The following is a 25007-nucleotide window of genomic DNA, read 5'->3' as shown; positions in this document are numbered from 1 at the left end:
AACTCACTCCAGTTCAGGTGCGCGAGACAGCGGCCGCGTACACGTCCATGAGCCGTGCGGCGCTGCGGGTGATGCAGTAGTGGTGGGCGGCGTCCGCCGCCGCGCGGGGGGCCGGGCCCTCCGTACGGACGCGGGCCAGGGCGCGGACGAACGAGTCCGCGTCGCCCCCGACCCGCAGGGCGCCGCGGGCCGCTTCGGGCGGCAGGTCCTCGACGGCCGGGCAGGAGACGTACAGCACCGGCAGTCCGGCCGCCATCGCCTCCACCACGGCCAGCCCGAACGCCTCCTCGGGACTGGGCGAGGCGAGGACGTCCATGGCTCCTATCAGCGACGGCAGGTCGGCGCCGGGGGAGCCGCCGGTGGGGCGTTCGCCGGTGAAGAGCACCCGGTCCGCCACCCCGGCGTCGTGCGCGGCGCGCCGCAGCACACTCTCCTCCGTGCCGCCGCCGACGAGCAGCAGCCAGCAGTCGTCGGGCAGTTCGGCCAGCGCCCGGATCAGGACGTCGAACCGCTTGCCCGCCGCGAGGCGACCGACCCCGCCGACGACGTACGCGCCCTCCGGCAGCCCGAGCCGGCGGCGGGTGCGTTCGCGCAGCACGGGGTCGAAGCGGAAACGGGCCACGTCGACGCCGTTCGGCACCACCTCGATGCGCGGCCCGGGCACGCCCCAGCGGCGCAGCCGGTCGGCGACCGTGGGGGACACGGCGACGGTGGACCGGCCGAGCCGCTCGCTGGCCAGGTAGAGGGCGCGGACGCCGGAGCTGAGCCGGCGCCCCTCCATCTGGGAGTCGCCGAGGGAGTGTTCGGTGGCCACGACGGCCTTCACCCCGGCCAGCCGGGCGGCGAGCCTGCCGTAGACACAGGCCCGGTAGAGGTGGGTGTGCACGAGGTCGTAGCGGCCGGCGCGGATCACCTTCACCAGCCGGGGCAGCGCCCCGAGGTCACGGTTGCCGGTCATGCCGAGGTCGATCACGCGCACACCGTCGTCGGTGAGGCCGGCGGCGACGGCACCCGGGTTGGTGAGCGTCACGACGTCGCACTCGACGGGCAGATGCCGCAGCAGCAGCCGCAGTTGCTGCTCGGCCCCGCCGACCCCGAGGCCGGTGATGATGTGCAGCGCCTTCATCAGACCCCCTCGACGGGGCGCCGGCGCAGTCGGTGCAGCTTGTGCTTCAGGAGCATGCGTACGGGGGTGTCGTTCTCGCCGACGTGCACGCGGGGGAGGGCGTGCGGGCCGGACAGCGGGCCGGGGTCGATCGCGCACCCGTAGCCGTACCCGGCGTCGCGGACGGCGTCGACGACCCGCTCGTCGATGGTCCCGTAGGGGTAGCAGAAGCCCTCGACCGGAGCACCGATCAACTCCGAGAGCACTGCTCTGCTCTCCGCGACCTCGGCGTGCAGCACCGTGTCGTCGGCCTTCGTGAGGTCGACGTGCGTCAGGCCGTGCGAGCCCACCTCGACGCCCTCGGAGGCGGCGGCGAGCCGGATGCCCTGCTTGGACAGCAACGGCTTGCGGGGGCCCAGCGGGTCCCAGCCGTTGTCGCCGCCGAGCCGCCCGGGCAGCACGAAGAGGGTGGCGCCGAAGCCGTACCGGTGCAGGAGGGGGAGCGCCGTGTCGACGAAGTCCGCGTACCCGTCGTCGAAGGTGAGGCCCACCAGGTCACGGGCCTCACCGCGGGCGCGGGCGGCGAGCAGGTCGGCCATCCCCACCCCGCGCAGCCCGCGGCGGCGCAGCCAGCTCAGCTGCTGGTCGAGGCGGTCCGGGGAGACCGTGATGCGGTACGGGTCGTCGGAGCAGTCCCCGACGGAGTGGTACATCGCCACCCAGGGCGGGGCGTCGAGGGAGCTCGTGCCGGTACGTCTGCTGCTGTCAGCGGAAACGGGCATACGGAACCCTTCGTGTGACGGAACGGAGTGCGGGTGCGAACCCCTCGACCCGGAGGATCCAGGCCAGCAGGGCGAAGACGACGGTCACGACCGTGCCGCCGAGGACGAGGCCGAGCAGCGGGGAGTCCGGGCGGCTCGCGCACAGACCCCCGGCCACCGCGGCGACCAGCGCGGCCCGCAGCGGTTTGCCGATCTCGGTCAGCACCCGGCGGGTGCGGATCGGCACACTGCGCGGCCCCGTGCCGTACAGCAGGAGCACGGCGCTGAGGGTGATGCCGGTGGCGTTGGCGGCGGCGATGCCGCACACCCCCCACGGGCCGACGGCCAGGACGCCGATCCAGGAGGTCGCGATGATCCCGGCGGTCATCGCGAACAGCGGGTACCAGGTGGGCCGCCCCGAGGAGAAGTACGACCGCACGAGCGCGCCGACCAGGGTGTGACCGAGCAGTCCGAGCGCGTACACCCGCATGACCGACGCCGTGGCGGCCGTGTCCGCGGCGGTGAACGCGCCCCGCTGGAAGAGGAGCTGGATGATCTGCGGTGCGCAGGCGGCGACCGCCGCCGCGCCCAGCAGCACCGTGCAGGACACGAGCGCCAGATCGCGCTCCACCCGGTCGCGGGCCCGCTCCGTGTCCCCCTCGGCGATCGCCTGCGCGACCACCGGGAAGGTGACCGTGCACAGCATCAGCGAGAGGACCATCGGCATCTGCGCCACCTTCTGCGCGTAGTTCAGATGCGAGATGGCCCCGGCGGGCAGCGAGGAGGCGAGGAAGCGTTCGACGAGGACCTGGGACTGCCGGCAGAGCGCGAAGAGCAGCACCGTGCTGACGAGCGTCAGGTCCATCGGCCGGGCCGGCTCGCCCTCCAGGAGTTCTCCGGCCGACTCCCTGCGCCGCAGCTGCCGTCCCACCGAGGGGAGTTGCGCCACCACCATCAGGGCGCCGCCGACCGCCACCCCGAGCGCCGCCGAGCGCACGCCCCAGCGGCCGCCGAGCACGAACATCGCCGCGATGATCCCGGCGTTGTACGCCACGTAGATCGCCGCCGGTGCGACGAACCGGCGGTGCGCCCGCAGGGCCGCGCTGCAGTAGCCGGCCAGTCCGAAGGAGAACACGCAGGTCGCGGTCAGCCGGGTGCAGTCCACCGCGAGCCGGGGGTCGGGCAGGCCGGGCGCGAGCGCCTCGACGAGGTAGGGGGCTCCGGCGATCAGCAGCGCGCCGACCGCGGCGAAGGCGAGCGTCAGCCGCGGCAGCGTGGCGGCGACCAGGGCCCGTACGGGATCCCCCGCGTCTCCCCGCGCGCGCCGGGCGACGGCCACGCTGAACAACGGGACCAGCACGAAGGCCAGTCCGTCCTCGATCAGCAGCGTCGCCGCGAACTCCGGGAGCGTCCACGCGACCAGGAACGCGTCCGTGTCCGATCCGGCCCCGAACAGGTGGGCGAGAGCCTGGTCCCGGCCGAGGCCGAGGACCGCTCCGGCGATCGAGAGCGCGACGGTGACCAGTGCGGCCTTCGCGAGGAACCGGTTGGAGGCGGCCGCTTCGGACCGGGCCTCCTGCTTCCCGGGGCCGGCAGGATCGGTGGAGGCGCGAGCGGGCGGGGCGGTACGGGCGCCGGGGAGCGCCGCACCCGCGGACGCCGTCGCCCCGGCCTCCGCCGTCGTACCGGCGCCGGCCCTCGCCCCGCGTTCCGCCGCCCCACCAGATGCCGTCGTCGCGCCGGGTTCCGTACCCGTACCGGCTGCCGTCGTCGTGCCGGGCCGCGCCGCCCCGCCCGCGGCTGCCATCGGCGCCAACCCCGCTGCCGTGCCGGTGGTCGAGCTGGTCGGCGCCGGGTGGCGGGCCGCGCTCGCGGCGGTCGGCTCGACGCCGGCGACCCGCCGGGAGTTCCGTTCCGTGTCCGCCCCCGCCCCCGTGTCCGCGCCCTCGTTCGCGTCCGTGTCCGCGTCTTCCCCCGCCCTGGGCGGCGTGACCGTCATCGCGCCGTGGCCTCCTCGGGTACGGAAGGGGCCGCGACCGGGGCCTCCGGGCCGGCCGGGGTCGCCGGGTCGACCAGCGCCCACCAGCCGATGAGGCCGAACACGACGGCGGTCAGCACCGTGGAGGGGCCGCCGATGTCCGCGTACACGAAGTCGGTCAACTGCCAGACGATCAGCCCGCACGCGACGAGCGCGCAGTCCGTGCCGGCCGGGATCCGGGCCCCGGCGGAGCGGGCGCCCGGGGGTGTGCGCCGTACCCGCACGAGCCCGCGCAGCGCGCACACCAGAAGCGCGAGCCAGCTGCCTCCGAGCGCGAGCAGCCCGATGAGGCCCTGCTCGCTGAGGACGAGGAGGTACATGTTGTGCGGGGAGAGCAGCGCCTGCTTGTGGAAGGCGGCGCCCGCGCCCGCGATGTCGCTGCCCGCGGAGAGGGCGAGCGAGGCGTGGCCGTCGCGGTTGTCGGGGAAACCCTTCAGCCCGACGCCCGTGAGCGGGTGTTCGCGCCACATGTCGGTGGCGGCGGCCCACATCGTGTACCGGTCGACGACCGACTGGTCCGGCGCGTCCGTGACCTGCGTGATGCTCGTGATGCGCTCCTGCAGCATCGCGGTGCCGACCCCGAGGCCGCCCACCAGGATCACCCCGCCGGCGAGAACCACCGCGCCGACCTTCGCCGCGCGACGCAGGCCCGCGAGGACCAGCTGTGCTCCGCAGGCCACGGTCGTGGCGATCCAGGCACCCCGGCTGAACGACAGGGCGAGCGGCAGCAGCAGGGCCAGCGCGCAGGCCGTGGCGACCGCGCGCTGACGGGCCGCGCTGGTCCCGAGGGCCAGCGCCACCGCGCAGACCAGCCCGAACGCGACGACCGTCGCCATCCCCATCACGTCCGTCGGCCCGAAGGTGCCGACCGCGCGCACGTCCTCGCCCTGGTAGGAGGCACCGGTCCCGGTGACGTACTGCTGCACGCCGACCGCCCCCTGCCACAGCGCCAGGCCGACGAACGACCAGGCCAGCAGCCGGAAGTCGCGTCGGTCACGCACCGAGAGCAGGACGGCGGCGGGGACCAGCACGAAGATCTGGAGGTACCGGGCGAGGCCGGTGATCCCTGCCCCCGGGTCCGCCGCCCCGGCCGCCGCGACGGCGATGCCGGCCACCGGGAGCCCGAGGACCACCGCGGCGGTCGCGGACAACGGACGCCGACGGGCCCGTACGAGCCGGATCGCGCAACTCACCACGACCACACCGGACATGGCGTCCGCGATGTTCGCGCCGCCCTCGCCGCCCGGCGCGACCGGCAGCCCGAGCAGGGCGATCACCACGACGACGGGCAGCACCGGCAGCGCGCGCCGCAGGACGGAGATCGCGCTGTCCAGCGGAGTGACGGTCAGGGCGTCGCTCATCGGCTCAGCTCCCCGTCGGACGGACGAGCGCGGCGGCCGTGCGCAGCAGGATGCAGATGTCCTGCCACAGCGACCAGTTGTCGATGTAGGCGTTGTCGAACCGGCAGCGGTCCTCGATCGAGGTGTCGCCGCGCAGCCCGTGCACCTGGGCGAGGCCGGTGATGCCGGTCCGCATCCGGTGCCGTGCCGCGTAACCGGGGTAGGTCTGGCTGAACTTGGCCACGAAGTACGGGCGTTCGGGGCGCGGCCCGACCAGGCTCATGTCGCCCCAGAAGACGTTCCACAGCTGGAGCAGCTCGTCGAGCGAGGTGCGCCGCAGGAAGTGGCAGAAGGGGCTCATCTTCAGCTCGTTGGCCACACTCCAGCGGGTCGCCGCCTCGTGCGCGTCGACCGGGCGGTGGGTGCGGAACTTCAGCAGGGTGAAGGGCCTGCCGTCCTTGCCGATGCGCTCCTGCCGGAACACCACCCCCGGCCCGTCGCTCAGCCGCAGGACCACCGCGCAGAGCAGCAGCAGCGGACTGACCAGGAGCAGCAGCGTCCCGGAGACGGCGACGTCCAGCAGCCGCTTGCCGACGCTGGAGCGGCGCAGTGTCATGGAGAGCCGGCGGCAGGCGAACCCGGCCAGCGTGTCCCGCCCGTCCCGCTCGTACGACGGGGAGTCCGCGTCGACCTCCCACAGCTCGCAGCCCGCCTCCGCCAACGCCCGCAGCATCGGGGCGCGTTCGGCGGCGGGCTCCACCACGAGCACGGACCGCACACCGTTCTGGATGAGGGCCCGCTGCACCTCCTCACCGGTCGTCAGGACCGGCAGGCCCTCGACACCGGCCGGCTGGTCCGCGACGACACCGACCGGCCGGACCCCGCAGTTCGGGTGACGCAGGAAGGCCGCCGCCACCCGTTGCGCCGTCGCGGCGGGGCCGACGACCAGGGCCGCGCCCGGGTGCAGGGCCAGGGACCGGCGGCGGCGCCAGTGCACCGTGCCGCGCCCCGCGCAGCTGATCGCCGACTGCGCAGCGCAGCCCAGGACGAGCGTCCGCGCGGACAGCGCGGCGTCCGGGACGAACGCGGCGACCAGCGCCGCGAGCGTGCACCAGGTGACCGCGACCCGCGCGCACAGGGTGGGCAGTTCGTCGAGCAGGACCGGTACGGGCGCCGGACGGTAGAGCGACGCCCGCGCGTTCAGAGCGACCACGCCGACCAGCAGCGCGACGACGAACAGCGGATTGCTGCTCTCCGTGAGCGCCTGCCCGCTCGCCAGGGCCGCGACGGCGTCCACGGCGACCAGCGGCGCCCAGGCGGCCCGCCGGGCCGTCGTCCGCCGGCCGGCCGGAAATCTGAAACCGCCGTCGGCCCCGCGGGGAGGGATGACCGAGACGGGCGAGAATCCGTACTCCCGGGGCTGTCCGCCGGGGGAGGGAACGGTGCTTTCCGCAGTCACGAGTGGATGGACTCCCTGCACTCGGTGTGGTCCCCGCACGCGGCGCTCCCGGCGTGCTGCGCCGGTACGCCGGCCAGCAGTTCGCGGTAGACCCCCGCGACCGCGTCGGCCGTGAGGCGCACGTCGTGCGTGGTCAGTACATGGCGGCGCCCCTGCTGACCGAGCGACTCGCGCAGCTCCGGTTCGGACAGCAGTGCGCCGATCGACTCGGCGAGGGGTTCCGGCTCCCGCGCGGGGACCAGACAGCGGGGGTCGTGACCGGCCGGGAGGCTCTCCCGCGCGCCGTCCACGTCCGTCATCACGACCGGACGGCCGCAGGCCATGGCCTCCAGGGGGGCCAGCGCCATGCCCTCCCAACGGGACGGCAGCACCACGAGATCGGCGGCCTGGTACCAGGGCACGGCGTCGTCGGTGGCCCCGGCGAACAGCACGTCACGCGGTGCGCCCGCGCGCAGCCGGGCGGAGTCCGGGCCGTCCCCGACGAGTACCAGCCGGGCCTCGGGGACCCGGCGCAGCACCGCGTCCCACGCCTCCAGCAGGACGTCCTGGCCCTTCTGCCGGCACAGCCGTCCCACACACACCACCAGCGGGGCAGCCGGGTCCACCCCGGCGAGCTGCGGAAGTCCCGCGCGTACGGCGTCCGGGAAGGCGGGGCGGAAGCGCTCCGGGTCGACCCCGTTGGGGATCACCCGCCACTGGGCGCTCACCCCGGCGTGCACGCCGGTCGTGCGCTCCGCATCGCTCACGCACACCACCCGGGACGCCCAGCGCGCCCCCCACCGTTCCCACCGGAGCGCCAGCGCGGCCGCGGTGCCGTCGACCGCCTCGAAGGACCAGGCGTGCGGCTGGAACACCGTCGGCACGCGTCCCCGGAGGGCGAGCCGGGCCGCGAGACCCGCCTTCGCGCTGTGCGCGTGCACCACGTCGGGCCGCACCCGGGCCAGCACCCGGCCGAGCCGGCGCACCTCCTGCGGCAGCAGCCGCCCCGGCGCGCGCGTCGCCTGCCAGGGCCGGACGTCGGCGCCGAGCTCCCGCACCTCCCGGGCGAAGGCGTTGCCGTCCGGGCAGGCGACGGTCACCCGGGTTCCGGCGGTCAGCTGCGCCCGGACGAGGTCGGCGACCACCCGGGCGACGCCGCCGTCGACCGGCTGCGTGACATGAAGGACACGCGGCGGAGGGTCGGTTGACAGATACATGCGCGGTTCCTTGCTCACGGGCGGCGCGCCGGGGCGCGCGTCACTGCTTCGCGTCGACGGCGGCGAACAGTGCCCCGACCCAGGCCGCGTCCCGGTGCGAAACGATCCGGAAGGCCAACTGGTCACCCCCGGAACGGATCCCCTTGCCGAATTCGAGAACGTCCGAGTCGTAGCCGAGCGTGTTCGAGTACGCGGGCACCCGGCGTGTCGTCGCAGGTCCGGGCTCGCTGATGGTCGAATTCAGCACATCGTCACGGGGGTTGGCGGCGTCGCTCAGCACCGTGGGCGCTCCGGGGCCGGTCGAAAGGGCGAGCGAGTCACCCGTACGGCCGCGGTCGCCGTTGTACGCGACCAGGCCCACCCGGCCCCTGACCGTCCCGGGGAGCGACATCGGGCCCAGGGGCACCGACCGCTCCGCGTCGTCCGGGCCCAGCGTCCCGAAGCCGTCCCACACGGACAGATGCCTGAGCGGCTCCGCCTTCTTCTCGTACGCCACCACCAGCGTCCAGCCGCCCCACGCACCGGCGGCCGTCCTGCCCTTGGCGACGTTGACCTGGGCCACGGTCCACAGCCCCGCGCCGCTCGCCCGCACCAGCCGCGTGACGTCCGCCGAGGCCTGGAACGCGTCCGCCCCCTGCGCCACCCGGTGCCCGACCACGCTGTCCGCGAGCAGTTCCTTGTACTGGCCGCCGGGCTCGGCGATCAGCACCCGGCCGTTGTCCTTCGGCGGCTTCTGCTCGCCGACTCGCAGGTTGCCGCCCCAGTACAGGCGCGCGTACGTGACGTGCGCTCCCTTGGGCAGCCGCACCTCGGAGCGGCTGGAGTTGTAGGTGTTCGGGTCCTTGTCGACGTCGATGTAGAACATGTCGAAGTCGCCGTTGGCGGCCCGGCCGCCGGCTCGGGCGGTGGAACACGCGTTCGCCGCGGAGCGGTTGGTACCCGATGCCGTCGCCCCGCGCCGGTGGCCGGCGGCCTTCGCGGGAGCCGCGGGGTGCCGGGACCGCGCCGAACTGCGGCAGCTGATCGCGGAGTTCGCCGCGCGCACGATCCCGCCGTGCTGGAGCGCGTGGTACCGCTGCGTGAAGGCCAGGTTCTCCGCCTCCGCGGCGGGTCCGGCGGCGGTCGCGGCGGCGGCCGGCGCCCACAGGGTGGCGAGGGCGGAGCAGCCCACCATCGCACGGCGCAGCAGCAGACCCGGAGAAATACGCATGACCGGCGGGGCCCTTTCGGGGGAAAAGGTTCTGGACCAGCGGAGGGACGGACATCTGCGGAGCGGATCGGTGCGCGCCGGCTCCCCGTCTGTCTTCCGGCGCCGGTCGGCGTCTGGTCGCAGGCGCCCTCGGGAGGTGGCCGACTCTAGCTGTTGTCCGTATTTATGGGCGAAACCTGTGATGTGTGTCGGATTCGTGGAGCCCGGCCGTTTGTGAGATCACCCCTTTGGAGGCACAACCCGCGTGCGCGCCGCGCGTTGAATGCAGAGCCGGGCAACCCGCCCGGATGTTGTGTCGACTTCCAAGGAGCATTTCTCCATGTCGCGTATCGCTAAGGGCCTGGCCCTGACCTCCGTTGCCGCCGCCGCCGTGGCCGGCACCGCCGGCATCGCCGCCGCCGACAGCGACGCGCACGGCGCGGCCGCCCACTCCCCGGGCGTCCTGTCGGGCAACGTCCTGCAGGTTCCCGTCCACGTCCCGGTCAACGTCTGCGGCAACACCGTGAACGTCATCGGTCTGCTGAACCCGGCGTTCGGCAACACCTGCGTCAACGGCTGACGTCTGCGCGGTTCTTCTGCCGGCCGCTCTCCCCGACGGGAGGGCGGCCGGTTCGCGTTGCCCCGAACGGGGGAGACCCGTGGTGGGGTCCGGCATGGCTCCTCACCTGCGGCGATGGCAGTGGTAGGGGCAGCCGCCGATTACGTAGAGCATTCGAACAGTTGCAGAGTGCGATGACTGCTTTCACGGTGGAGTCAAGATCCGACGCACCACCGAAGGGAACATCCATGCGTGCTCTGCCCGCACGGCGCATCGCGACCTCCGCACTCTGTGCCACGCTTCTGATCGGGATCGCCGCACCGGCCTCGATGGCCGCCGACAGCGACCTGCCGCGTGGCCACAGCCATGCGGCGGCGCCCGTACCCGGCGCGGACGCGCTTCTGGCGCAGACCAAGACCCTGGGCGACATAAGCGGCGTCCTGGCCCCGGTCGCCGCCCTGGTCGACGCCGCGCTCAAGGCGGACAACGGCCAGATTCCCGCCGACCAGGCGACGAAGCTCGGCCAGGCCGCGAAGGACGCCATCGCCAAGGTCACCGCCGCGGCTCCGGTCGCCCCGCCGGCCGCCGCCCCCGCCGTCCCGGCCGTGCCGCCCGTCGCGCTGCCGGCCGTGCCCCCGCTGTCCAAGAACGCCGAGCGCCCGCGGGCGCTGGCCGCCGCGGACGTCAAGGCCGACGCGCTGACGGCCCTGCAGACCGCCGTCGACTCGCTGGTCAAGGCGGTCACCTCGGGTGACGCCGCCTCGGTCGTCCCCGCGGCCACCGCCGTGGTGACCGGGCTCGTCAACTTCGTCGTCGCCACCGTTCTCGGCGGCGGCCTCCCGGCGCCGAACCTGCCGGGCCTCCCGGCGCTCCCGGCGCTGCCGACGAGCGCCCTCCCGACGGGTTCGCTGCCGGTCTCCTGACGGTCCGTCCGCGAACCGGGCACCTCGCCCACCGGCCGCCGTACCGACCCTGCTGCGGGGTCGGTACGGCGGCCGGTTCCGTCTGCCCGCACACCGGCCGCCCGCCTCTTATATGAGAATGCGACACGCCGGTCATTCGGGTGGGGTGCAGGAATTTTCTGCACGCGGGGTTTCCGTCGCGTTCGGGGCTCGTTAGCCATGTCGAAGAGGAATTCCCTCTGGTGACACGAGTCGCCGAAGAAAGGAACACGATGAAGTCCCTCAAGGCCGCCGCTGTAGTCGCCGGGTCCCTGGTCGTCGCCGGTGCCGCCGCACCCGCGTTCGCCGCCGGAGCCTCCGACCTCACGCCGTCCAGCCTCAACGGCGCCCTGGAGACCATCACCAGCCAGCGTTCGCTCAGCGTGCAGGACGTCATGCCCCTGCAGCACCAGTCGAACGCGCTCGACACCGAGAACAAGAACTCTCTGCTCAGCACCGTGAGCGGCACGACGAAGGCGCTGAACACGGCCGGCGGCCCCTCGCAGCTGCTCGGCGGACTTCCCCTCCAGCGCTAGTGAAGCGAATTCATCGCGTGTCTTTCCTCGACGTGCGCGGGCATTTCCTTAGGCTCGTGGGCAAATCTCCGAGGAAAGGGCTGACGATGAACTCTGCCAAGAAGGCCGCGCTGATTTTCGCCACCGCCGGAATGGCCGCCGGTGCCGCCGCGGGCAGCGCTGTCGCCGACTCCGGTGCCGAGGGCGCGGCGGTCAAGTCCCCGGGTGTCGCCTCCGGAAACGTCATTCAGGTCCCCGTGCACGTTCCGGTCAACGTCTGCGGCAACACGGTCGACGTCATCGGTCTGCTGAACCCGGCGTTCGGCAACACCTGCGTCAACGACTGACGTCGTACGGCCCTGCGCCGAAAGGACCGATTCCGCAGCCGTGGAATCGGTCCTTCGCGCTGTTCGAGTCGCGTCCTTCGTTCGTGTGGTCGCGCGGCCGGTCATCGCCCGGGCGGGTGAAATCGGGAAGGGGCCCGAACGGATGCGCCGATAAGGTTCCGCGGTGACCTCAACCTCAAGCCAAATGAGCCCCCTTCGGGCCGTCGATCTCGGCACGCTCGCCGTCATGGCATTCAGCGGTGAAGCTCCCGACGGCGACATGCCCTACCTCCTCGCCTACTCCCTGGGCGACGGCGAGGGCGGCCCGGAAGGATCCGCCTCCGCCATCCGGCAGCTGCTGACCGACAACGGGATCCCCGTCGGCGAGACCCTCATCGACGGGTCCAAGCACCCGAGCCTGCCGCTCACCCTGCTCGTCGAGGGCGGCCAGGCCGTCGTCCGGATGCCGCACCTCAACGCCCAGTGCGTCGCCCCGCCGGAGTGGCTCGCGGCGGTGGGCGAACGCGGCTACGCCTACTTCCTGTTCGCCACCCGTGCCTGGCCCGTCGCCCAGCCCGGCAAGCCCGTCGCGCCGGAGGACCTGACGGCCTTCGCGGGCGACGAGGACACCCTGCTCAGCGCCGCGCACGTGCTGCTGCCCGCGCGCAGCCTGCGCGGCTGATGACGGCCGCCGCGGGACCGGGGGAGGGCGTCGCGGGCAGGGGTGCGCGCGGGCGCGCCGTGGGCAGCAGTCGTGCCCTCGCCCTGCTGCTGGTGATCACGGGCGCGGCCGGGCTCCTCGCCGCGTGGGTCATCACGATCGACAAGTTCAAGCTGCTCGAGGACCCGAATTTCGTGCCCGGGTGCAGCCTGAACCCGGTCGTGTCCTGCGGCAACATCATGAAGAGCGACCAGGCCTCCGCCTTCGGGTTCCCCAACCCGATGCTGGGCCTGGTGACGTACGGCGTGGTGACCTGCGTCGGCGTGAGCCTGTTCGCCCGGGCCGCGTTCCCCCGCTGGTACTGGCTGATCCTCAACGCCGGAATGCTCTTCGGCGTCGGATTCTGCACCTGGCTCCAGTTCCAGTCGTTCTACCGGATCAACTCGCTGTGCCTCTGGTGCTGCCTGGCGTGGGTCGCCACGATCATCATGTTCTGGTACGTCACGTCATTCAACGTACGGCATGATTTTCTACCCGCTCCGGAATGGCTCAAGACATTCCTCGCGGAATTCACCTGGGTTGTTCCGGTCCTGCACATCGGTGTCATCGGAATGCTGATCCTGACCCGATGGTGGGATTTCTGGACGAGCTGATCATTCCTATCGAACGACTATTGCGTCCGTCGGGGGAATATTTCGCTGATGGCGTTCCCGGCATCGTTACGCGGTACGGACGCAGAGCCACCGAATCCTGAAAGGGACCGTACCTGAGATGAAGCCGACCACACGAGGAACTCTCGCCGCCGTCATGACCGGGGTGGCGGCGGTGGTGGGTGCCGCCGCCGCGACCCCCGCCGTCGCGGCGGACACGGTCCCCATCCCCGTGCCGCTGAACGGCGTCGAGCAGGCCCTCAACCTGCGGACGCCCCACATCGCGGGTGAGCTGCCGGTACCGGTGCCCGGCTCGCCCGAGGGACCCCGCTACGTCGAGGGCCGGATGCTGCCCGACCGCACGCTTCCCCAGCTGCCGCTCGTCGGCGGGCTGCCCGGAGCGGACCTGCGGACGCCCCTGCCGCACATCCTCGGTGAGGGCTTCGACCACCTCGGGGTCTCGGCGCCCGCCGCCGACCTGCGGACGCTGACCCCCGGGCTGTCCCTGCAGGCCCCGCTCGGCGCGCCGAACGCCGACCACTTCGGTCTTCCCGACGTGAAGCTGCCGCAGGCCGCCGTGCTCACGCCGCTGCTGCAGACCGTCCCGGGGGCGAACGTGGAGACGGGCTCCGGCGCCTGACACCCGCGCGGTCGCGGTCCCGGGAGTCCGGCCCGGGCCCGCCGCCCGAACCATCCGGCGCCGCCGTCGTTGAACCCTGCTGAAGACGCTGCATCCGCCTCAATCCGTGGAGGAGACAAGCATGTTCGTCAGCTGGGTGTCGAGCAGACTACGGGGGCGCGGACCGAGCCGTGCGCCGGCCGGCCGGGTGCCGGGCCGGGGCGCTGAACACCTCGCCGACACCATGGCCGTGACCCGGCGCGGAGTCACGCGGGGCCTGCTGGTCTCGGCCGTCGCCGTGGCACTGGCCCCCGTCGTCGCCGCCTCCCGGGCCTCGCGCCCCGAGCGGCAGGACGACCTCTCCTTCGACGAGGTGTACCGCGGCCGCCATCTGCTCGGCAGGAGGAGCGGCTCGGACGGCCGGGTCGCGTTCACCGGCGCGGAGTGGCTGGTCACGGTGGACGGAAGGCCCCTGCACCTGATGCGTCGCGCGGACGGCGGCTATCTCAGCATGGTGGACCACTACGTGTCGTACCCGACGGCCCTGGAGGCCGCGCGTGCCGCCGTCGACGAACTGGACCCCGCCGAACACCTGCGGCCCATGGACGGCATGGACGGCATGGACGGCATGAAGGGGATGGACGGTGCCGGCGGTGACCGGAGCGGCGGAGGCGGGAGCACGCCGTACGGCGGCGGTAGGGAAGGGGGCGGCCACCACCATGGTGTACACGCGTAAGGACGTCAGCACGCTGACCAGCTCGGAGCGGCGCCGATTCGTCACCGCGATGCTGGAGGTCAAACGCCGCGGCCAGTACGACGAGTTCGTCCGCACGCACATCGACTACTACGTCGCGGACGGCGACGACGGACTGCGCGCGGCCCACATGACGCCGTCCTTCCTGCCCTGGCACCGGCGATTCCTGCTGGAGCTGGAGGGTGCGCTGCGCAAGGTGGATCCGTCGGTGAGCGTGCCCTACTGGGACTGGACGCGGGACCGTTCGACGACGTCCGCGCCCTGGACCAAGGACCTGCTCGGCGGCAACGGGCGGAGTTCGGACCGGCAGGTGACGACCGGGCCGTTCGCCTACGCGCAGGGCAAGTGGATCATCAAGGAGGGGGTGACGGACGGGGTGTTCCTCACCCGGGACCTCGGCCGGCCGCGACAGCCGCTGCACCTGCCCACGGCAGGCGACCTGAACGCCGCCCTGGAGGACCCCGTCTACGACACGTCGCCCTGGAACTCCACGTCCACGCGCGGCTTCCGCAACAAGCTGGAGGGGTGGGGGCACGGGTCGGGCAACGCCGCCTGGGCCAACCACAACCGCGTCCACCGCTGGGTCGGCGGCCACATGCTGGGCGGCGGCTCCGTCAACGATCCCGTGTTCTGGCTGCACCACGCCTTCGTCGACCTGCAGTGGTCGCGCTGGCAGCAGCGGCACCGCGGTGCCCGCTATCTGCCCGAGCGCCCGCCGGGTCTCGGGAACTCCCAGCGCGGCCGGATCATCGCCCGCAACGAGGAGATGCCCCCGTGGGGCGTGACGCCGCAGTCGATGGAGGACCACAGCGCCGTCTATCGGTACGCGTGAGGCCGTCCACCCGTCCGCACATCGGGGACGGCGAGGCCCCCGGCAGCGACTTCCTGCCGGGGGCCTCTCGCGTGGCGTGGGTCAGTGGCCGTAGCCGTAGCCGCCGCGGTCCTTGTCCTTGCCGTGGCCGCCGTCGTTCGAGCAGTGGTTGCCGAAGGCCGGGTTCAGCAGGCCGATGACGCTGACGGTGTTGCCGCACACGTTGACCGGGATGTTGACCGGCACCTGGATGACGTTGCCCGAGAGGACGCCGGGCGAGCCGACGGCCTCGCCCTGGGCGCCCGCGTCAGCCATGGCCAGACCGGCCCCGCTGATGACAACGGCACCCGTGCCGAGGGCGACTGCGGCGACCTTCGCGATGCGAGACATCACGTTCTCCTTTGGTTCGATGAGCGCGGTGGCACGGACGCGACCGCACTCCCCCTTCAACGCGTCCGCCCACACCTGGTCACGGGCGTTCATCGGGGTATCACCCACCGATCCCCGCCGGACGGGCGGCGGAAATTCGCTTCGGTCCGCCCCACCCGCTGAACTAGCCTGCCGGGCATGCCGACCGACCGATCCACCGAACGGGCCAGTGGCCAGAGGGCCGAACAGCCGACCGCCCCTGCCCCGTCCGTCCCGCCCGCCCCTTCGGCCGAGCGGACCGCACCGGCCGAGCAAAGCGCGCCGGCCGAGCCGGCCGACCTCTCCGGCGCGGTCGGCCTCTTCGCGGAGGAGTCCCGTGCCCGCGTGTTCGCCGCCGTCGTCCTCGGCGCGGCCACCCCCGCACAGGTGACCGAGCGGACGGGCCTGTCCCCGAAGCAGGCCGCCACCGCGCTGCGCAGGCTGCGGGACCAGGGCGTGATCGCGGAGGGCGCGGACGGACTCGCCGTCGTCTACGACCGCTTCCGCGAACTCGCCCGCTCCGCACGGGAGTCGAAGCCCGCAGCCGAGAGCTACGGCTCCGGGGACGAGCAGTCCGAGACGGTACTGCGGACCTTCGTGCGCGACGGCCGTCTCGTGCGGCTGCCCGCCCAGTGGGAGCGCAAGCTGGTCGTCCTGCGGCACATCGCCGAGCGGACCTTCGAGCCGGGCGTCGAGTATCCCGAGCGGACGGTCAACGAGAAGCTGCGCGCCTGGTGCGAGGACGCCCCCGTCGACCATGTGACGCTCCGGCGCTACCTCGTGGACCTGCACCACCTGCACCGCCGGGTCGGCGTGTACCGCCGGCCCGCCACGGCCGCCTGAGCCGCGGCCCTCCCGGCCCCCGGGCAGCCGGGTTCAGCCGAGCAGGCGTACCGGACTGCCCGCCAGGTACGCCTCGATGTCCTCGACCGCCGCGCCGTAGTACGTCGCGTAGTTGGACCGCGACACGTAGCCGAGGTGCGGGGTGGCCAGCAGGCGGGGGGCCGACCGCATCGGGTGGTCCGCGGGCAGCGGCTCCACGTCGAACACGTCGATGCCCGCTCCGGCGATCCGTCCGGCGTGCAGCGCGGCGAGCAGGGCCTCCTGGTCGACGATCGCCGAGCGGGAGGTGTTGACGAGAAAGGCCGTCGGCTTCAGCAGAGCCAGTTCGGCGGCGCCGACGAGGCCCCGGGTACGGTCGCCGAGCGCCAGGTGCACGGAGACGAAGTCGCTGCCCGCCAGCAGCTCCTCCTTGGAAGGGGCGAGTTCCACCCCCACCTCCTCGGCGCGTTCCTTCGTGAGGTTCTGGCTCCACGCACCGACCCGCATGCCGAACGCGAGACCCACCTGGGCCACCCGGGCGCCGATCTTGCCGAGCCCCAGCAGACCGAGCCGGCGGCCGTGCAGATCGGCGCCGACGGTGCTCTGCCAGGGGCCGCCCGACCGCACCGCCTCGTGCTCGGTGACGATGCCCCGCGCGAGACCGAGCAGCAGCGCCCAGGTCAGCTCGACGGGAGGCGTCGAGGAACTCGGCGTCCCACACACGGTCACCCCGTGCTCCTTCGCCGCCGCGTAGTCGATGACGCTGTTGCGCATCCCGGACGCGACGAGCAGCTTCAGCCGGGGCAGCCGGGCCAGCAGCGAGGCCGGGAAGGGCACCCGCTCGCGCAGCGTCACGACGATGTCGAACGCGGCGAGAGCGGCGGCCAGCGCGTCCTCGTCGGCGAAGTGCCCGTCGAAGGAGGTGACCTCGACCCGGTCCGCGACCGGCGACCAGTCGGCGATCCCGGTCGCCACCCTCTGATAGTCGTCCAGTACGGCACAGCGAAGTCGCATGTCGGATCCCTCCCAGGCTCAGCCGGACCCTATCCGAGCGACCGTGGGACGAGCCCGGCGGCCCGTGACGGACGGCTCACCGGGAAGCCCCCACGGTCACTCCCTCCCCATGGCAGTATCTGGGCTTCATGAGTGCGTCCCCTGCGGTACGGAGCCTGCGCGCGGCGGTGTTCGCCGTGCTCTGCGTGCTGCTGGCGGCCGGCGGGCACGTGCTCGCCACCGGGCAGGCCCCCTCGCGCGGCGCCGTCGGCGCGGGCCTCCTCGTCGTCTTCGCCGTCGGCTGCGCGCTGTGCGGCCGCGAGCGGTCCCTGCTCGGGATAGCCGGGGCCATGCTGGGCGCGCAGACCGGACTCCACCTCGGTTTCGGGGCCGGGTGCCCCCGGATGACGATGACCATGCACGGGGCGCACATGACGTACGCCCACAGCCACGCCCTGACGCCGCACGCCACGGCCGCCCACGTCGGCGCCGCCCTCCTCGCGACCTGGTGGCTGCGGCGCGGCGAGGCCGCCCTGTGGTCCCTGCTGCGCCGGGCCGTCGCCTTCGTGCCCGGGCTCGCCGCCTGGTGGAAGGGGCGCACGGGACCGGCATCCGTACGGCCGCACGGAGACGCCGCGGGCCGCTCGGCCGAACCGCGGCCGCTCCGTCAGGCGTTGCTGCGGCACGCCGTCTCCCGCCGGGGACCGCCGGCAGGGCTCGTGTCCACGCCCTGACCACGTCCCCTCCCGTACGGAGTTCCCCAGATGTCCCCGACGAGCACCACCCTGCGCCGCACCGGCACCCTCGCCGCCCTCACCCTGGCGGGTGTCCTGGCCGCGGCGGGCGCGGCCTCCGCGCATGTGACGGTCCACCCCGAGAGCTATGCCAAGGGCGCCACGGACGGTGTCCTGAGCTTCCGCGTCCCCAACGAGGAGGACACCGCGAGCACCACGAAGGTGCAGGTGTTCCTGCCCACCGACCATCCCGTCCTCGGGGTCCTGGTCACGCCGCAGGCGGGCTGGACCGCGAAGGTGACGACCACGAAGCTGAAGAAGCCGGTGAAGACGGACGACGGCACGATCACCGACGCCGTCTCCGAGATCACCTGGACCGGCGGCAGGATCCGCCACGGCGAGTTCCAGGACTTCGACGTCGCCTTCGGCCAACTGCCCGACGACACCGGCCGGCTGAGCTTCAAGACGCTCCAGACCTACTCGGACGGCAGCGTCGTCCGCTGGATCGAGGAGGCGAAGGCGGGCGCCGACGAGCCGGAGAACCCCGCCCCCGCGCTGACGCTCACCGCCGGAGGCACGGGGGCCGAGTCGTCGAACGGGTCCGGCGGGGCCGCCGGTTCGGACGCCGACTCGGCGGCGCCGCCGTCCGCGTCGTCCTCGAAGGACACCAATGAGTCCACCGCGAGCGACACGGCCGATGACTCCACCGCCCGTTCCCTCGGAACGGCCGGCCTGGTCGTCGGCGTCCTCGGCCTGATCGCGGCCGGGTTCGCCCTCGCCCGCGGCCGGAACACCCGCCCCTGACCCACCCCGTCACCGCCTCGCCGACCGGAGCCTCCGGTGGGCGGGGCGGCCGACGTCCAGGGGTCTCGGACCCCCGGCCTCAGTCCTGCGCCGGTCCCTGCTCGGGTGTCTGCTTCCTGCGGACGAAGAGGACCGCCGCACCGCCGACGAGGACGAGCGCGATGGCGACCCCGGCGATGACCGGCGTCGCGCCCGAACCGCCCGTCTCCGCCAGGTCGCTGCCCCCGGAGCCGCCGCCGATCGAGGCGGGGCCCGGCTCACCGACCGTCTGGGTCGTGATGTCGCTCGCGCCCCCCTGGGTCCTGCAGTCCAGCACGCCCTTGAACCGCTTCGCGAAGCCGCTCGGACCGCTGATCGTGAAGTCGTACGCCTGGTCCTCCTGGAGCGGGACCGTCATCGTCTGGGCAGCGCCCGCCGCGATGGTGTGCTCGACACCCATCAGCTCGAACGTGAACGCCTCGTCGCCCTTGTTGACCGCCGTGATGTCCACACCGCCGTCGGCGCAGTTCTTCTCGGCGGTCAGCGCGGGTATCGCACCCTTCGCCGCCCAGTCCACGGTCGCCGTGGCGGAGACGGTGGACTCGCTGGAGCCCGCCAGGATCTGCGTCTGGCTGCGGGAGTCGGAGGCGAAGGCGCGCCCGACCGGCACGCTCGTGGACGCCTGCACGGTCAGCGAAGCCGATCCGTCCGCGCTGTCCTTCGGTATGTCGAAGAAGAGACGGCTGCCGTCGGCCGCCGAGGTGACCGGCTTTCCGTGCCCGTCGACGACCTTCACTCCGCTGGCGGCCGTGTCCGCGGGCGGGGCCACCGTCACGCCGTCCGCGTCCGTGTGGACCGTGACCGGGCCGAGCCGCTCGCCCGCGTGACCGGAGACCGCGGCCGGGGTCAGGGTGAGCGAGGCGTCGGGCTCCGGGAGGTCCCGGGCGTTCCTCTGCAGGTAGTCCGCGAGCTTCTCCGCCTTCGGGTCCGCCGCGTCCACGTCGGCGCCGTCCGAGTACCGCCAGATGGCCACCTGGGTGCCCGCCGCGGCGTCCTGTTCGGTGAGCCCGCCGACGCCGGCCTTCTCGGCCAGCGCCGACAGGTCGTTCACCTGCGGGTAGGAGTTCCGCAGGATCCAGCGGATCCTGCCCGCGTCCTTGTTGCCGCTCAGCGACGTGCCGCTCCAGGAGGTCTCCTGGTACCTGGCGTCCCGCTGTGTCGGGTTGTGCAGGTCGATGCAGTACGTCTGGAGGGTCCCGCCGTCGTCGACGGACATCTCGAAGAGTCCCGCGGAGACCCAGGAGTCCTCGCCGTGGTCGTGGATGACCGCCGACCCGTACGTCTTCAGGTCGCCGAGGGTGGCGGTCGCTCCGCCGGGGCTCTGCGGCGTCTCGTCGGCGACGGCCGTGCCGGCGGTGGCGACGGCCCCCGCGGCGACGAGCCCCGACACCAACGTCGCGGCGGCGAGACGGACTGCCCCTCGCCTGCACGCGGACAACGCAGAAAACGCGGAAAGCACAGAATTCCCCTTCATGCAGGACCCGTTGACATGGGGGGACGGTCCCGCCAGCAGAATCAGAAGCCCCGAGAGCTGTGTTCGGCATCCTAAGGAAGGCGGCACAACGCTCTCCCCGGTCAGGTCGTCCGATAACCGATCCGACTCGGAATCGTTATCGCCCTACGGCTGTGAGCTGCGCTTATCGACAAATCCACCCGGTTCGATTCGCGGCGCATCCGCCGATAAGTCGCAGTCCGGTCAGCGCGCGACCCTCTCTGACATCACGTCACCCCAGCCGGCTCGGAGTGCTGTTGGGCCGCGTCCTCCGAGGGTTCCTCGGGCGCCGACTCCCAACTCGGCTCGGGCCGGCCGCCCGTGCCGCCCCCGGCCTGCTCGCCGTCCCTGGCCGGGCGCCTGAACGCCGACGTGCCGCGGGAGAGGTCGTGGCCGATCGCCACCGCGTCGATGTCCGCCGACGTCCAGCTCTGCCCGTCACGGGTCTCGGTACGCACCTTCAGCCTGCCCTGCACGATGACGGGATCACCCACCGACACCGAAGCCCCCACGTTCGTCGCGAGCGCCCGGTTCGCCCACACCGTGAAGAAGTTGGTGTGCCCGTCCGTCCACCCGCTCTTCTCGCGGTCCCAGTACCGCGAGGTCACCGCCAGCCGGAACCGCGCCGACGCGCCGTTCGCCAGTTCCCGGTACACGGGCCGTGTCGCCACGTTGCCCACCGCGCACACCATCGTCTCGTTCATCGCGAATTCCCTCCCGTGCGAATGCGTCCGTCGCGGCGACCGCATGCGCTGCGGTCGCCGCGAGATCAGACTGCCTTCGCCGGGCCGGGCCCGCCGGGCCCTGTGCACCGTCGGACGGTTGTGGACAACCGCGTCACCCGACCGGGGCACCCGCCGGAGCCACTCCCATGACCCGCCCGTACTGCTCCCGCACCTCGCGGTACCGCAGCAGCTCCGCCGCCACCGGATCGAGCACCCGGGCCCGGCCGCAGCCGGCCGCCGCCTCCCGCAACCGGCGCTCCGCCTCGAGGCCGTAGCGCCGGGCGGGCCCGCGGGCGGCCATCCTGCTGCTCCACTCGACGGCCGGACCGCCGACGATCCCGCACACCATCAGCAGCACCGGAACCCCGAGGTTCGGCGAGGCGATCCCGACGATCTGGGCCCCCAGCCAGAGCCCGCCGACGACCTGGACGATCGTCATCATGGCCTGCGCGAGGACCGCGACCGGCCACCAGCCGGGCCGCGGAGGCCGGCCCACCGGAGTGACCGCGCGCGCCGCCATGTCGTCCAGCGCCTCGGGCAGCCCCTGCGCGCCGCGTACGGCCGCCTCGCGCACCGCCTGCGCCCAGGGGAGCGGCAGGCCGTAGGCCGCCCGGTCCGCGACCGTCCGCACCGCCTGCTCCACCCGCTGCCGCGCGGTGGCCTCCTCGTCCGCCGGCGCCCGCACGGGCAGCCGGCCGGTCGGCGGTTCGCGCCGGTCCTGGTACCAGCGCCAGAGCCGCAGCCAGGGGGTTCCGCACGCGCGGTTGGCGTTGCGGCGCCAGGCGCGTTCGGCCGCCTCGCCAGCCGCGACGGCACCCACCGCGTCCGCGAGCCGGTCCGCGAACTCGTCGCGGGCCTCCTCGCTGAGCCCGACCCGGCGCCCGGTCGCGTAGACCGGACGCAGCCGCGCCGCCGCCGCGTCGAGATCGGCCGAAATTCGCCGGGCGGCCGCTCCGCGTTCCCCCACGAACTGGCCCAGACACTCCCGCAGTTCACCGATTCCGTCGCCGGTGAGCGCGGACAGCGCGAGGACCGTCGCGCCCGGCTCGCCGTACTCGCCGAGCGCGATGCCGTCCTCGTCCAGCAGGCGCCGCAGATCGTCGAGCACCTGGTCGGCCGCCTCGCCGGGGAGCCGGTCCACCTGGTTGAGGACGACGAAGGTGACCTCCGCGTGCCCGGCCAGCGGCCGCAGGTAGCGCTCGTGCAGGACGGCGTCCGCGTACTTCTCCGGGTCCACGACCCAGATGACGGCGTCGACCAGCGCCAGGACGCGGTCCACCTGCTCACGGTGCTGGACCGCGGCGGAGTCGTGGTCGGGGAGGTCGACCAGCACCAGGCCGCGCAGCTGGGCCTCCGCCTCCGCGCTCTGCAGCGGGCGCCTGCGCAGCCGGCCCGGGATGCCGAGCCGGTCGATGAGGGTGGCCGCGCCGTCGCTCCAGCTGCACGCGATCGGCGCCGAGGTGGTGGGCCTGCGGACGCCGGTCTCCGAAATGGCCACGCCGGCCAGCGCGTTGAAGAGCTGGGACTTGCCGCTGCCGGTGGCGCCGGCGATGGCGACCACGGTGTGCTCCCCGGACAGCTTGCGGCGGGCCGCCGCCTCGTCCAGGACACGGCCGGCCTCGGCGAGCGTCCTGCTGTCCAGCCGGGTGCGGGAGAGCCCCACCAGCTCGCGCAGCGCGTCCAGGCGGGAGCGCAGCGGCCCGTCGTACGCGAGCGGCGCGGGCGCGGCCGGTGCGGACGCGCGTGTCTCCACCAGCGGCGTCTGGTAGCGCACGGGCGCCGACTCGTTCACGCGCCGCGCGATGAGGCCGTCGTCCCAGACGGGGCCGTCCTCCGCGCGGGCGGGGGAGTCGCCGGTACGGGGCGTGTCCGCCCGGGCCTGGCCGTCGCCCCGCGAGGCGCCGCCCTTCCTGGCGGAGCCGGCCTCACGCGTGGTGCCGTTCGCGCGGGGCGGGGCCTCGTCGCCCTCGCCCCGCGCGCGTGGCCCGGCCACCGGGGCGCTCCTGGGGGCGACCGCGCCCGAGGAGCCCTCGGTCCGTGCGTCCTCGCCGTCCTTGTCCGCCACGGCGCCCTGACCGGCCCCCGCTGCCGAAGTGGCCGCCTCCGAGGCGTCGTTCTCGTCCGGGGACGCGGAGCGCCCGCCGTCGGCGGAGGCCGGGGAGCCCGTGGACGCCGTGGAGTCCTCGGAACGTGCGCCGGTGTCCCCGGCGGCGGTGTTCTCGGGGGTGCCCTCCTGGGAAGGGGCCCCTTCGGAGCGGGTTCCTTCGGGACGGACCCCTTCGGGACGGTCGTCGCCGGAAGGGTCCTCTCCGTGTCGGACGTCGCCGGAGGGGTCGTCTCCGGGACGGTCGGCGTGATCCGTGTGGTCAGTGACGGCAGTCACCGCGGTCACCTCTCCTTCTGCAGTACGGACAGCGCGGCGATCAGTTCGGCCTGGGGTTCCGGGTGGACGTCCAGCGCGTCGAGCGGTGCGAGCCTGCGCTCGCGTTCGGTGTGCAGGGCTCCGTCGATGAGCTCCGTGAGCAGCCGGCCGCCCTTGTCGCGGAGCCGCAGCGCCCCGTGCGCCCCGATCCGCTCGGCGAGCCCCTCACCGGCGTTGCGCGCCCTGCGGCCGCCGAGGAGGGCGGTGGCGACGAGCGCGGCCACCACGGAGGGGTCCGGCGCGACGCTCTTGTCGAGGTCGCGCACCTCCTCCTCGGCGTACTCCTCCAGGACGCGCCGCCAACGGCGTACGGCCATGCCGATGCGGTGCTCGGCGCTCTCCAGCGTGGGGTCACGGTCCGTCAGCCCCGGTGATTCCGAGGCGGGTTCACGGCGCCAGGCGTCGTCCACGCGCTCGTCGGCGGCCGTCACCGAACACAGCAGCAGGGCGGACAGGCTCTCCACGAGCGCGTCCAGCAGTTCGTCGGCGCTGCAGTCGAGGGGATAGGCCCGCCACCGCTTGAGGGCATCCCCGGAGAGCACGGCGCCGGCCTGCAAACGGCCCTTCACGCGCGTGTGTTCGCTGTCGTACGCCCCGTCGACGGCCGCCGTGAGCCGGGTCGCCGCCGCGTACTGGGCGGCCGCCGCGCTCGCCAGCTCCGGCATCCGCGACTTCATGGAGTCGAGCACGCCGTAGGCCGTGCGGGCCATCGCGCCCTGCCGGGCCCCCGGGTCCTGCACATGGTGCGCGAGCCAGGTGCGCAGCGGAGCGACGGCCGTGGCGGGCAGCAGGCCACCGCCCCAGGCGGACTCGGGGAGTTCGGGCACCGTGAAGCGCGGGACGTCGCCGAGCCCGGCCTTGGTGAGCAGCGCGCCGTACTGCCGGGAGACCTCGGAGACCACCTGGTGCGGCACCCGGTCGAGGACGGTCACCAGCGTCGCCTTGTGCTCCTTGGCGGTGCGCAGCAGATGCCAGGGAACGGCGTCGGCGTAGCGGGCGGCCGTGGTGACCATCACCCAGATGTCGGCCGCGCAGATGAGTTCGGCCGCCAGGACGCGGTTGTCGGCCAGCAGGGAGTCGACGTCGGGCGCGTCCAGGAGGGCGAGTCCGCGGGGGAGGGTGTCGGCGGTCTCGATGCGCAGGACCCGCTCCCCGCGGTCGCCGAGGGCGGGGAGTTCGTCGCCCGGCTCCTGATGGGGCACCCACACGCGCGTGAGCTGGGGCAGCACGCGCATCCCGCTGAACCAGTGGTGGTCCTCGGGATGGCACACGAGCACCGGGGTGCGGGTCGTCGGGCGGAGCACGCCCGCCTCGCTGACCCGGTGCCCCACAAGGGAGTTGACGAGTGTCGACTTGCCGGCGCCGGTGGAGCCCCCGATGACGGCGAGAAGCGGTGCTTCGGGTTCTCTCAACCGGGGCACCAGATAGTCGTCGAGCTGGGCGAGCAGTTCGTCGCGGTTGGCACGCGCTCGTGGAGCCCCCGGAAGGGGCAGCGGGAAGCGTGCGGCGGCGACACGGTCGCGCAGGGCGGAAAGTGCGTCGAGCAGCTGAGGCCGTACGTCCAAGGTCACCACATGCGAAGAATGCCCAATTTTGGAGGCTTTCTGAAGCATATGGGTATGTCTGCGCGCCGACCGGACACAG

The 25007-nt window shown here is 73.3% G+C and carries 25 protein-coding genes; 12 read left to right on the top strand and 13 right to left on the bottom strand.

What is annotated here, in order from left to right:
- Positions 1–13: 13 nt before the first annotated feature.
- The 7 genes from B0675_RS03995 to B0675_RS03965 are packed head-to-tail and all read right to left on the bottom strand — an operon-like array spanning position 14 to position 9109.
- The gene (locus B0675_RS03995; RefSeq protein ID WP_081217342.1) at positions 14–1126 is read right to left on the bottom strand and encodes a glycosyltransferase; all 1113 of its coding nucleotides are present in this window, start codon (positions 1124–1126) and stop codon (positions 14–16) included.
- A complete protein-coding gene (locus tag B0675_RS03990; RefSeq protein WP_241539690.1) occupies positions 1126–1887 on the bottom strand; it encodes a polysaccharide deacetylase family protein in 762 nt (253 codons plus the stop codon). The genes B0675_RS03995 and B0675_RS03990 overlap by 1 nt, the downstream gene beginning before the upstream one ends.
- A complete protein-coding gene (locus tag B0675_RS03985) occupies positions 1871–3865 on the bottom strand; it encodes a lipid II flippase MurJ (RefSeq protein WP_241539689.1) in 1995 nt (664 codons plus the stop codon). Before B0675_RS03985 ends, B0675_RS03990 begins: the two co-directional genes overlap by 17 nt.
- Positions 3862–5265: an O-antigen ligase family protein gene (locus B0675_RS03980; RefSeq protein ID WP_081217340.1), complete on the bottom strand. Its 1404-nt coding sequence runs from the start codon at positions 5263–5265 to the stop codon at positions 3862–3864. The genes B0675_RS03985 and B0675_RS03980 overlap by 4 nt, the downstream gene beginning before the upstream one ends.
- Before the next feature lie 4 nt (positions 5266–5269).
- Positions 5270–6703 carry an exopolysaccharide biosynthesis polyprenyl glycosylphosphotransferase gene (locus B0675_RS03975; protein ID WP_081217339.1) on the bottom strand — a complete coding sequence of 478 codons (1434 nt, stop codon included), beginning with the start codon at positions 6701–6703 and terminating at the stop codon, positions 5270–5272.
- The gene (locus B0675_RS03970) at positions 6700–7899 is read right to left on the bottom strand and encodes a glycosyltransferase (RefSeq protein ID WP_081217338.1); all 1200 of its coding nucleotides are present in this window, start codon (positions 7897–7899) and stop codon (positions 6700–6702) included. Before B0675_RS03970 ends, B0675_RS03975 begins: the two co-directional genes overlap by 4 nt.
- A gap of 40 nt (positions 7900–7939) precedes the next feature.
- On the bottom strand, positions 7940–9109 hold the full coding sequence (locus B0675_RS03965) for a DUF3344 domain-containing protein (RefSeq protein ID WP_179165239.1): 1170 nt from the start codon (positions 9107–9109) through the stop codon (positions 7940–7942).
- Between the two features lie 319 nt (positions 9110–9428).
- Between B0675_RS03965 and chpG the strand changes: the two genes are divergently transcribed.
- The 9 genes from chpG to B0675_RS03920 all read left to right on the top strand — a co-directional run bounded on the left by chpG (position 9429) and on the right by B0675_RS03920 (position 14945).
- Positions 9429–9668, top strand: a complete 240-nt coding sequence (chpG, locus tag B0675_RS03960) for a chaplin ChpG (protein WP_081217336.1) — start codon at positions 9429–9431, stop codon at positions 9666–9668.
- A gap of 227 nt (positions 9669–9895) precedes the next feature.
- Positions 9896–10570 carry a hypothetical protein gene (locus B0675_RS03955; RefSeq protein ID WP_081217335.1) on the top strand — a complete coding sequence of 225 codons (675 nt, stop codon included), beginning with the start codon at positions 9896–9898 and terminating at the stop codon, positions 10568–10570.
- Positions 10571–10821: 251 nt separating this feature from the next.
- Entirely contained in the window at positions 10822–11124 is a 303-nt protein-coding gene (locus B0675_RS03950) for a hypothetical protein (protein ID WP_081217334.1), read from the top strand.
- 86 nt (positions 11125–11210) lie between these two features.
- Positions 11211–11450 (top strand): chaplin, encoded by a 240-nt coding sequence (locus B0675_RS03945; protein ID WP_081217333.1) that lies wholly within the window; start codon positions 11211–11213, stop codon positions 11448–11450.
- A 163-nt stretch (positions 11451–11613) separates the two neighbouring features.
- On the top strand, positions 11614–12111 hold the full coding sequence (locus B0675_RS03940; protein ID WP_081217332.1) for a DUF5949 family protein: 498 nt from the start codon (positions 11614–11616) through the stop codon (positions 12109–12111).
- A gap of 59 nt (positions 12112–12170) precedes the next feature.
- A complete protein-coding gene (locus tag B0675_RS03935) occupies positions 12171–12743 on the top strand; it encodes a vitamin K epoxide reductase family protein (RefSeq protein ID WP_241539688.1) in 573 nt (190 codons plus the stop codon).
- A 118-nt stretch (positions 12744–12861) separates the two neighbouring features.
- Positions 12862–13380 carry a hypothetical protein gene (locus tag B0675_RS03930; RefSeq protein WP_081217330.1) on the top strand — a complete coding sequence of 173 codons (519 nt, stop codon included), beginning with the start codon at positions 12862–12864 and terminating at the stop codon, positions 13378–13380.
- A gap of 223 nt (positions 13381–13603) precedes the next feature.
- Positions 13604–14095: a tyrosinase family oxidase copper chaperone gene (locus tag B0675_RS03925; protein WP_081221572.1), complete on the top strand. Its 492-nt coding sequence runs from the start codon at positions 13604–13606 to the stop codon at positions 14093–14095.
- A complete protein-coding gene (locus B0675_RS03920; protein WP_081217329.1) occupies positions 14079–14945 on the top strand; it encodes a tyrosinase family protein in 867 nt (288 codons plus the stop codon). The genes B0675_RS03925 and B0675_RS03920 overlap by 17 nt, the downstream gene beginning before the upstream one ends.
- Positions 14946–15026: 81 nt before the next feature.
- Here B0675_RS03920 and B0675_RS03915 read toward each other — a convergent pair whose 3' ends face one another.
- On the bottom strand, positions 15027–15314 hold the full coding sequence (locus B0675_RS03915) for a chaplin (RefSeq protein WP_081221571.1): 288 nt from the start codon (positions 15312–15314) through the stop codon (positions 15027–15029).
- A 177-nt stretch (positions 15315–15491) separates the two neighbouring features.
- Here B0675_RS03915 and B0675_RS03910 point away from each other — a divergent pair, with 177 nt between their 5' ends.
- Positions 15492–16175: a DUF2087 domain-containing protein gene (locus tag B0675_RS03910; protein WP_081217328.1), complete on the top strand. Its 684-nt coding sequence runs from the start codon at positions 15492–15494 to the stop codon at positions 16173–16175.
- A gap of 33 nt (positions 16176–16208) precedes the next feature.
- On the opposite strand, the gene B0675_RS03905 is transcribed toward B0675_RS03910, so the two are convergent.
- Positions 16209–17168, bottom strand: a complete 960-nt coding sequence (locus B0675_RS03905) for a D-2-hydroxyacid dehydrogenase family protein (RefSeq protein WP_081217327.1) — start codon at positions 17166–17168, stop codon at positions 16209–16211.
- A gap of 128 nt (positions 17169–17296) precedes the next feature.
- Between B0675_RS03905 and B0675_RS03900 the strand changes: the two genes are divergently transcribed.
- Both B0675_RS03900 and B0675_RS03895 read left to right on the top strand, forming a co-directional pair.
- On the top strand, positions 17297–17881 hold the full coding sequence (locus tag B0675_RS03900) for a hypothetical protein (protein ID WP_081217326.1): 585 nt from the start codon (positions 17297–17299) through the stop codon (positions 17879–17881).
- A gap of 30 nt (positions 17882–17911) precedes the next feature.
- Positions 17912–18685 (top strand): YcnI family protein, encoded by a 774-nt coding sequence (locus B0675_RS03895; protein ID WP_081217325.1) that lies wholly within the window; start codon positions 17912–17914, stop codon positions 18683–18685.
- 79 nt (positions 18686–18764) lie between these two features.
- Here the strand turns inward: B0675_RS03895 and B0675_RS03890 are convergent, their stop codons facing one another.
- The 4 genes from B0675_RS03890 to B0675_RS03875 form a co-directional block, all read right to left on the bottom strand.
- Positions 18765–20198 (bottom strand): Cys-Gln thioester bond-forming surface protein, encoded by a 1434-nt coding sequence (locus tag B0675_RS03890; RefSeq protein ID WP_081217324.1) that lies wholly within the window; start codon positions 20196–20198, stop codon positions 18765–18767.
- A 245-nt stretch (positions 20199–20443) separates the two neighbouring features.
- Positions 20444–20920 (bottom strand): single-stranded DNA-binding protein, encoded by a 477-nt coding sequence (locus tag B0675_RS03885; protein WP_081217323.1) that lies wholly within the window; start codon positions 20918–20920, stop codon positions 20444–20446.
- Between the two features lie 133 nt (positions 20921–21053).
- Complete coding sequence (locus tag B0675_RS03880; protein WP_107482557.1) at positions 21054–23333, bottom strand: GTPase; 2280 nt, start codon at positions 23331–23333, stop codon at positions 21054–21056.
- Positions 23330–24937 (bottom strand): dynamin family protein, encoded by a 1608-nt coding sequence (locus tag B0675_RS03875; protein ID WP_081217322.1) that lies wholly within the window; start codon positions 24935–24937, stop codon positions 23330–23332. Before B0675_RS03875 ends, B0675_RS03880 begins: the two co-directional genes overlap by 4 nt.
- Positions 24938–25007: the final 70 nt, after the last annotated feature.

The organism is Streptomyces sp. M41(2017) (genome assembly GCF_002078175.1).
Taxonomy (GTDB): Bacteria; Actinomycetota; Actinomycetes; order Streptomycetales; family Streptomycetaceae; genus Streptomyces.
The sequence above is the reverse complement of the archived record's forward strand: the minus strand, read 5'-3'. Positions and strand labels throughout refer to the sequence as shown.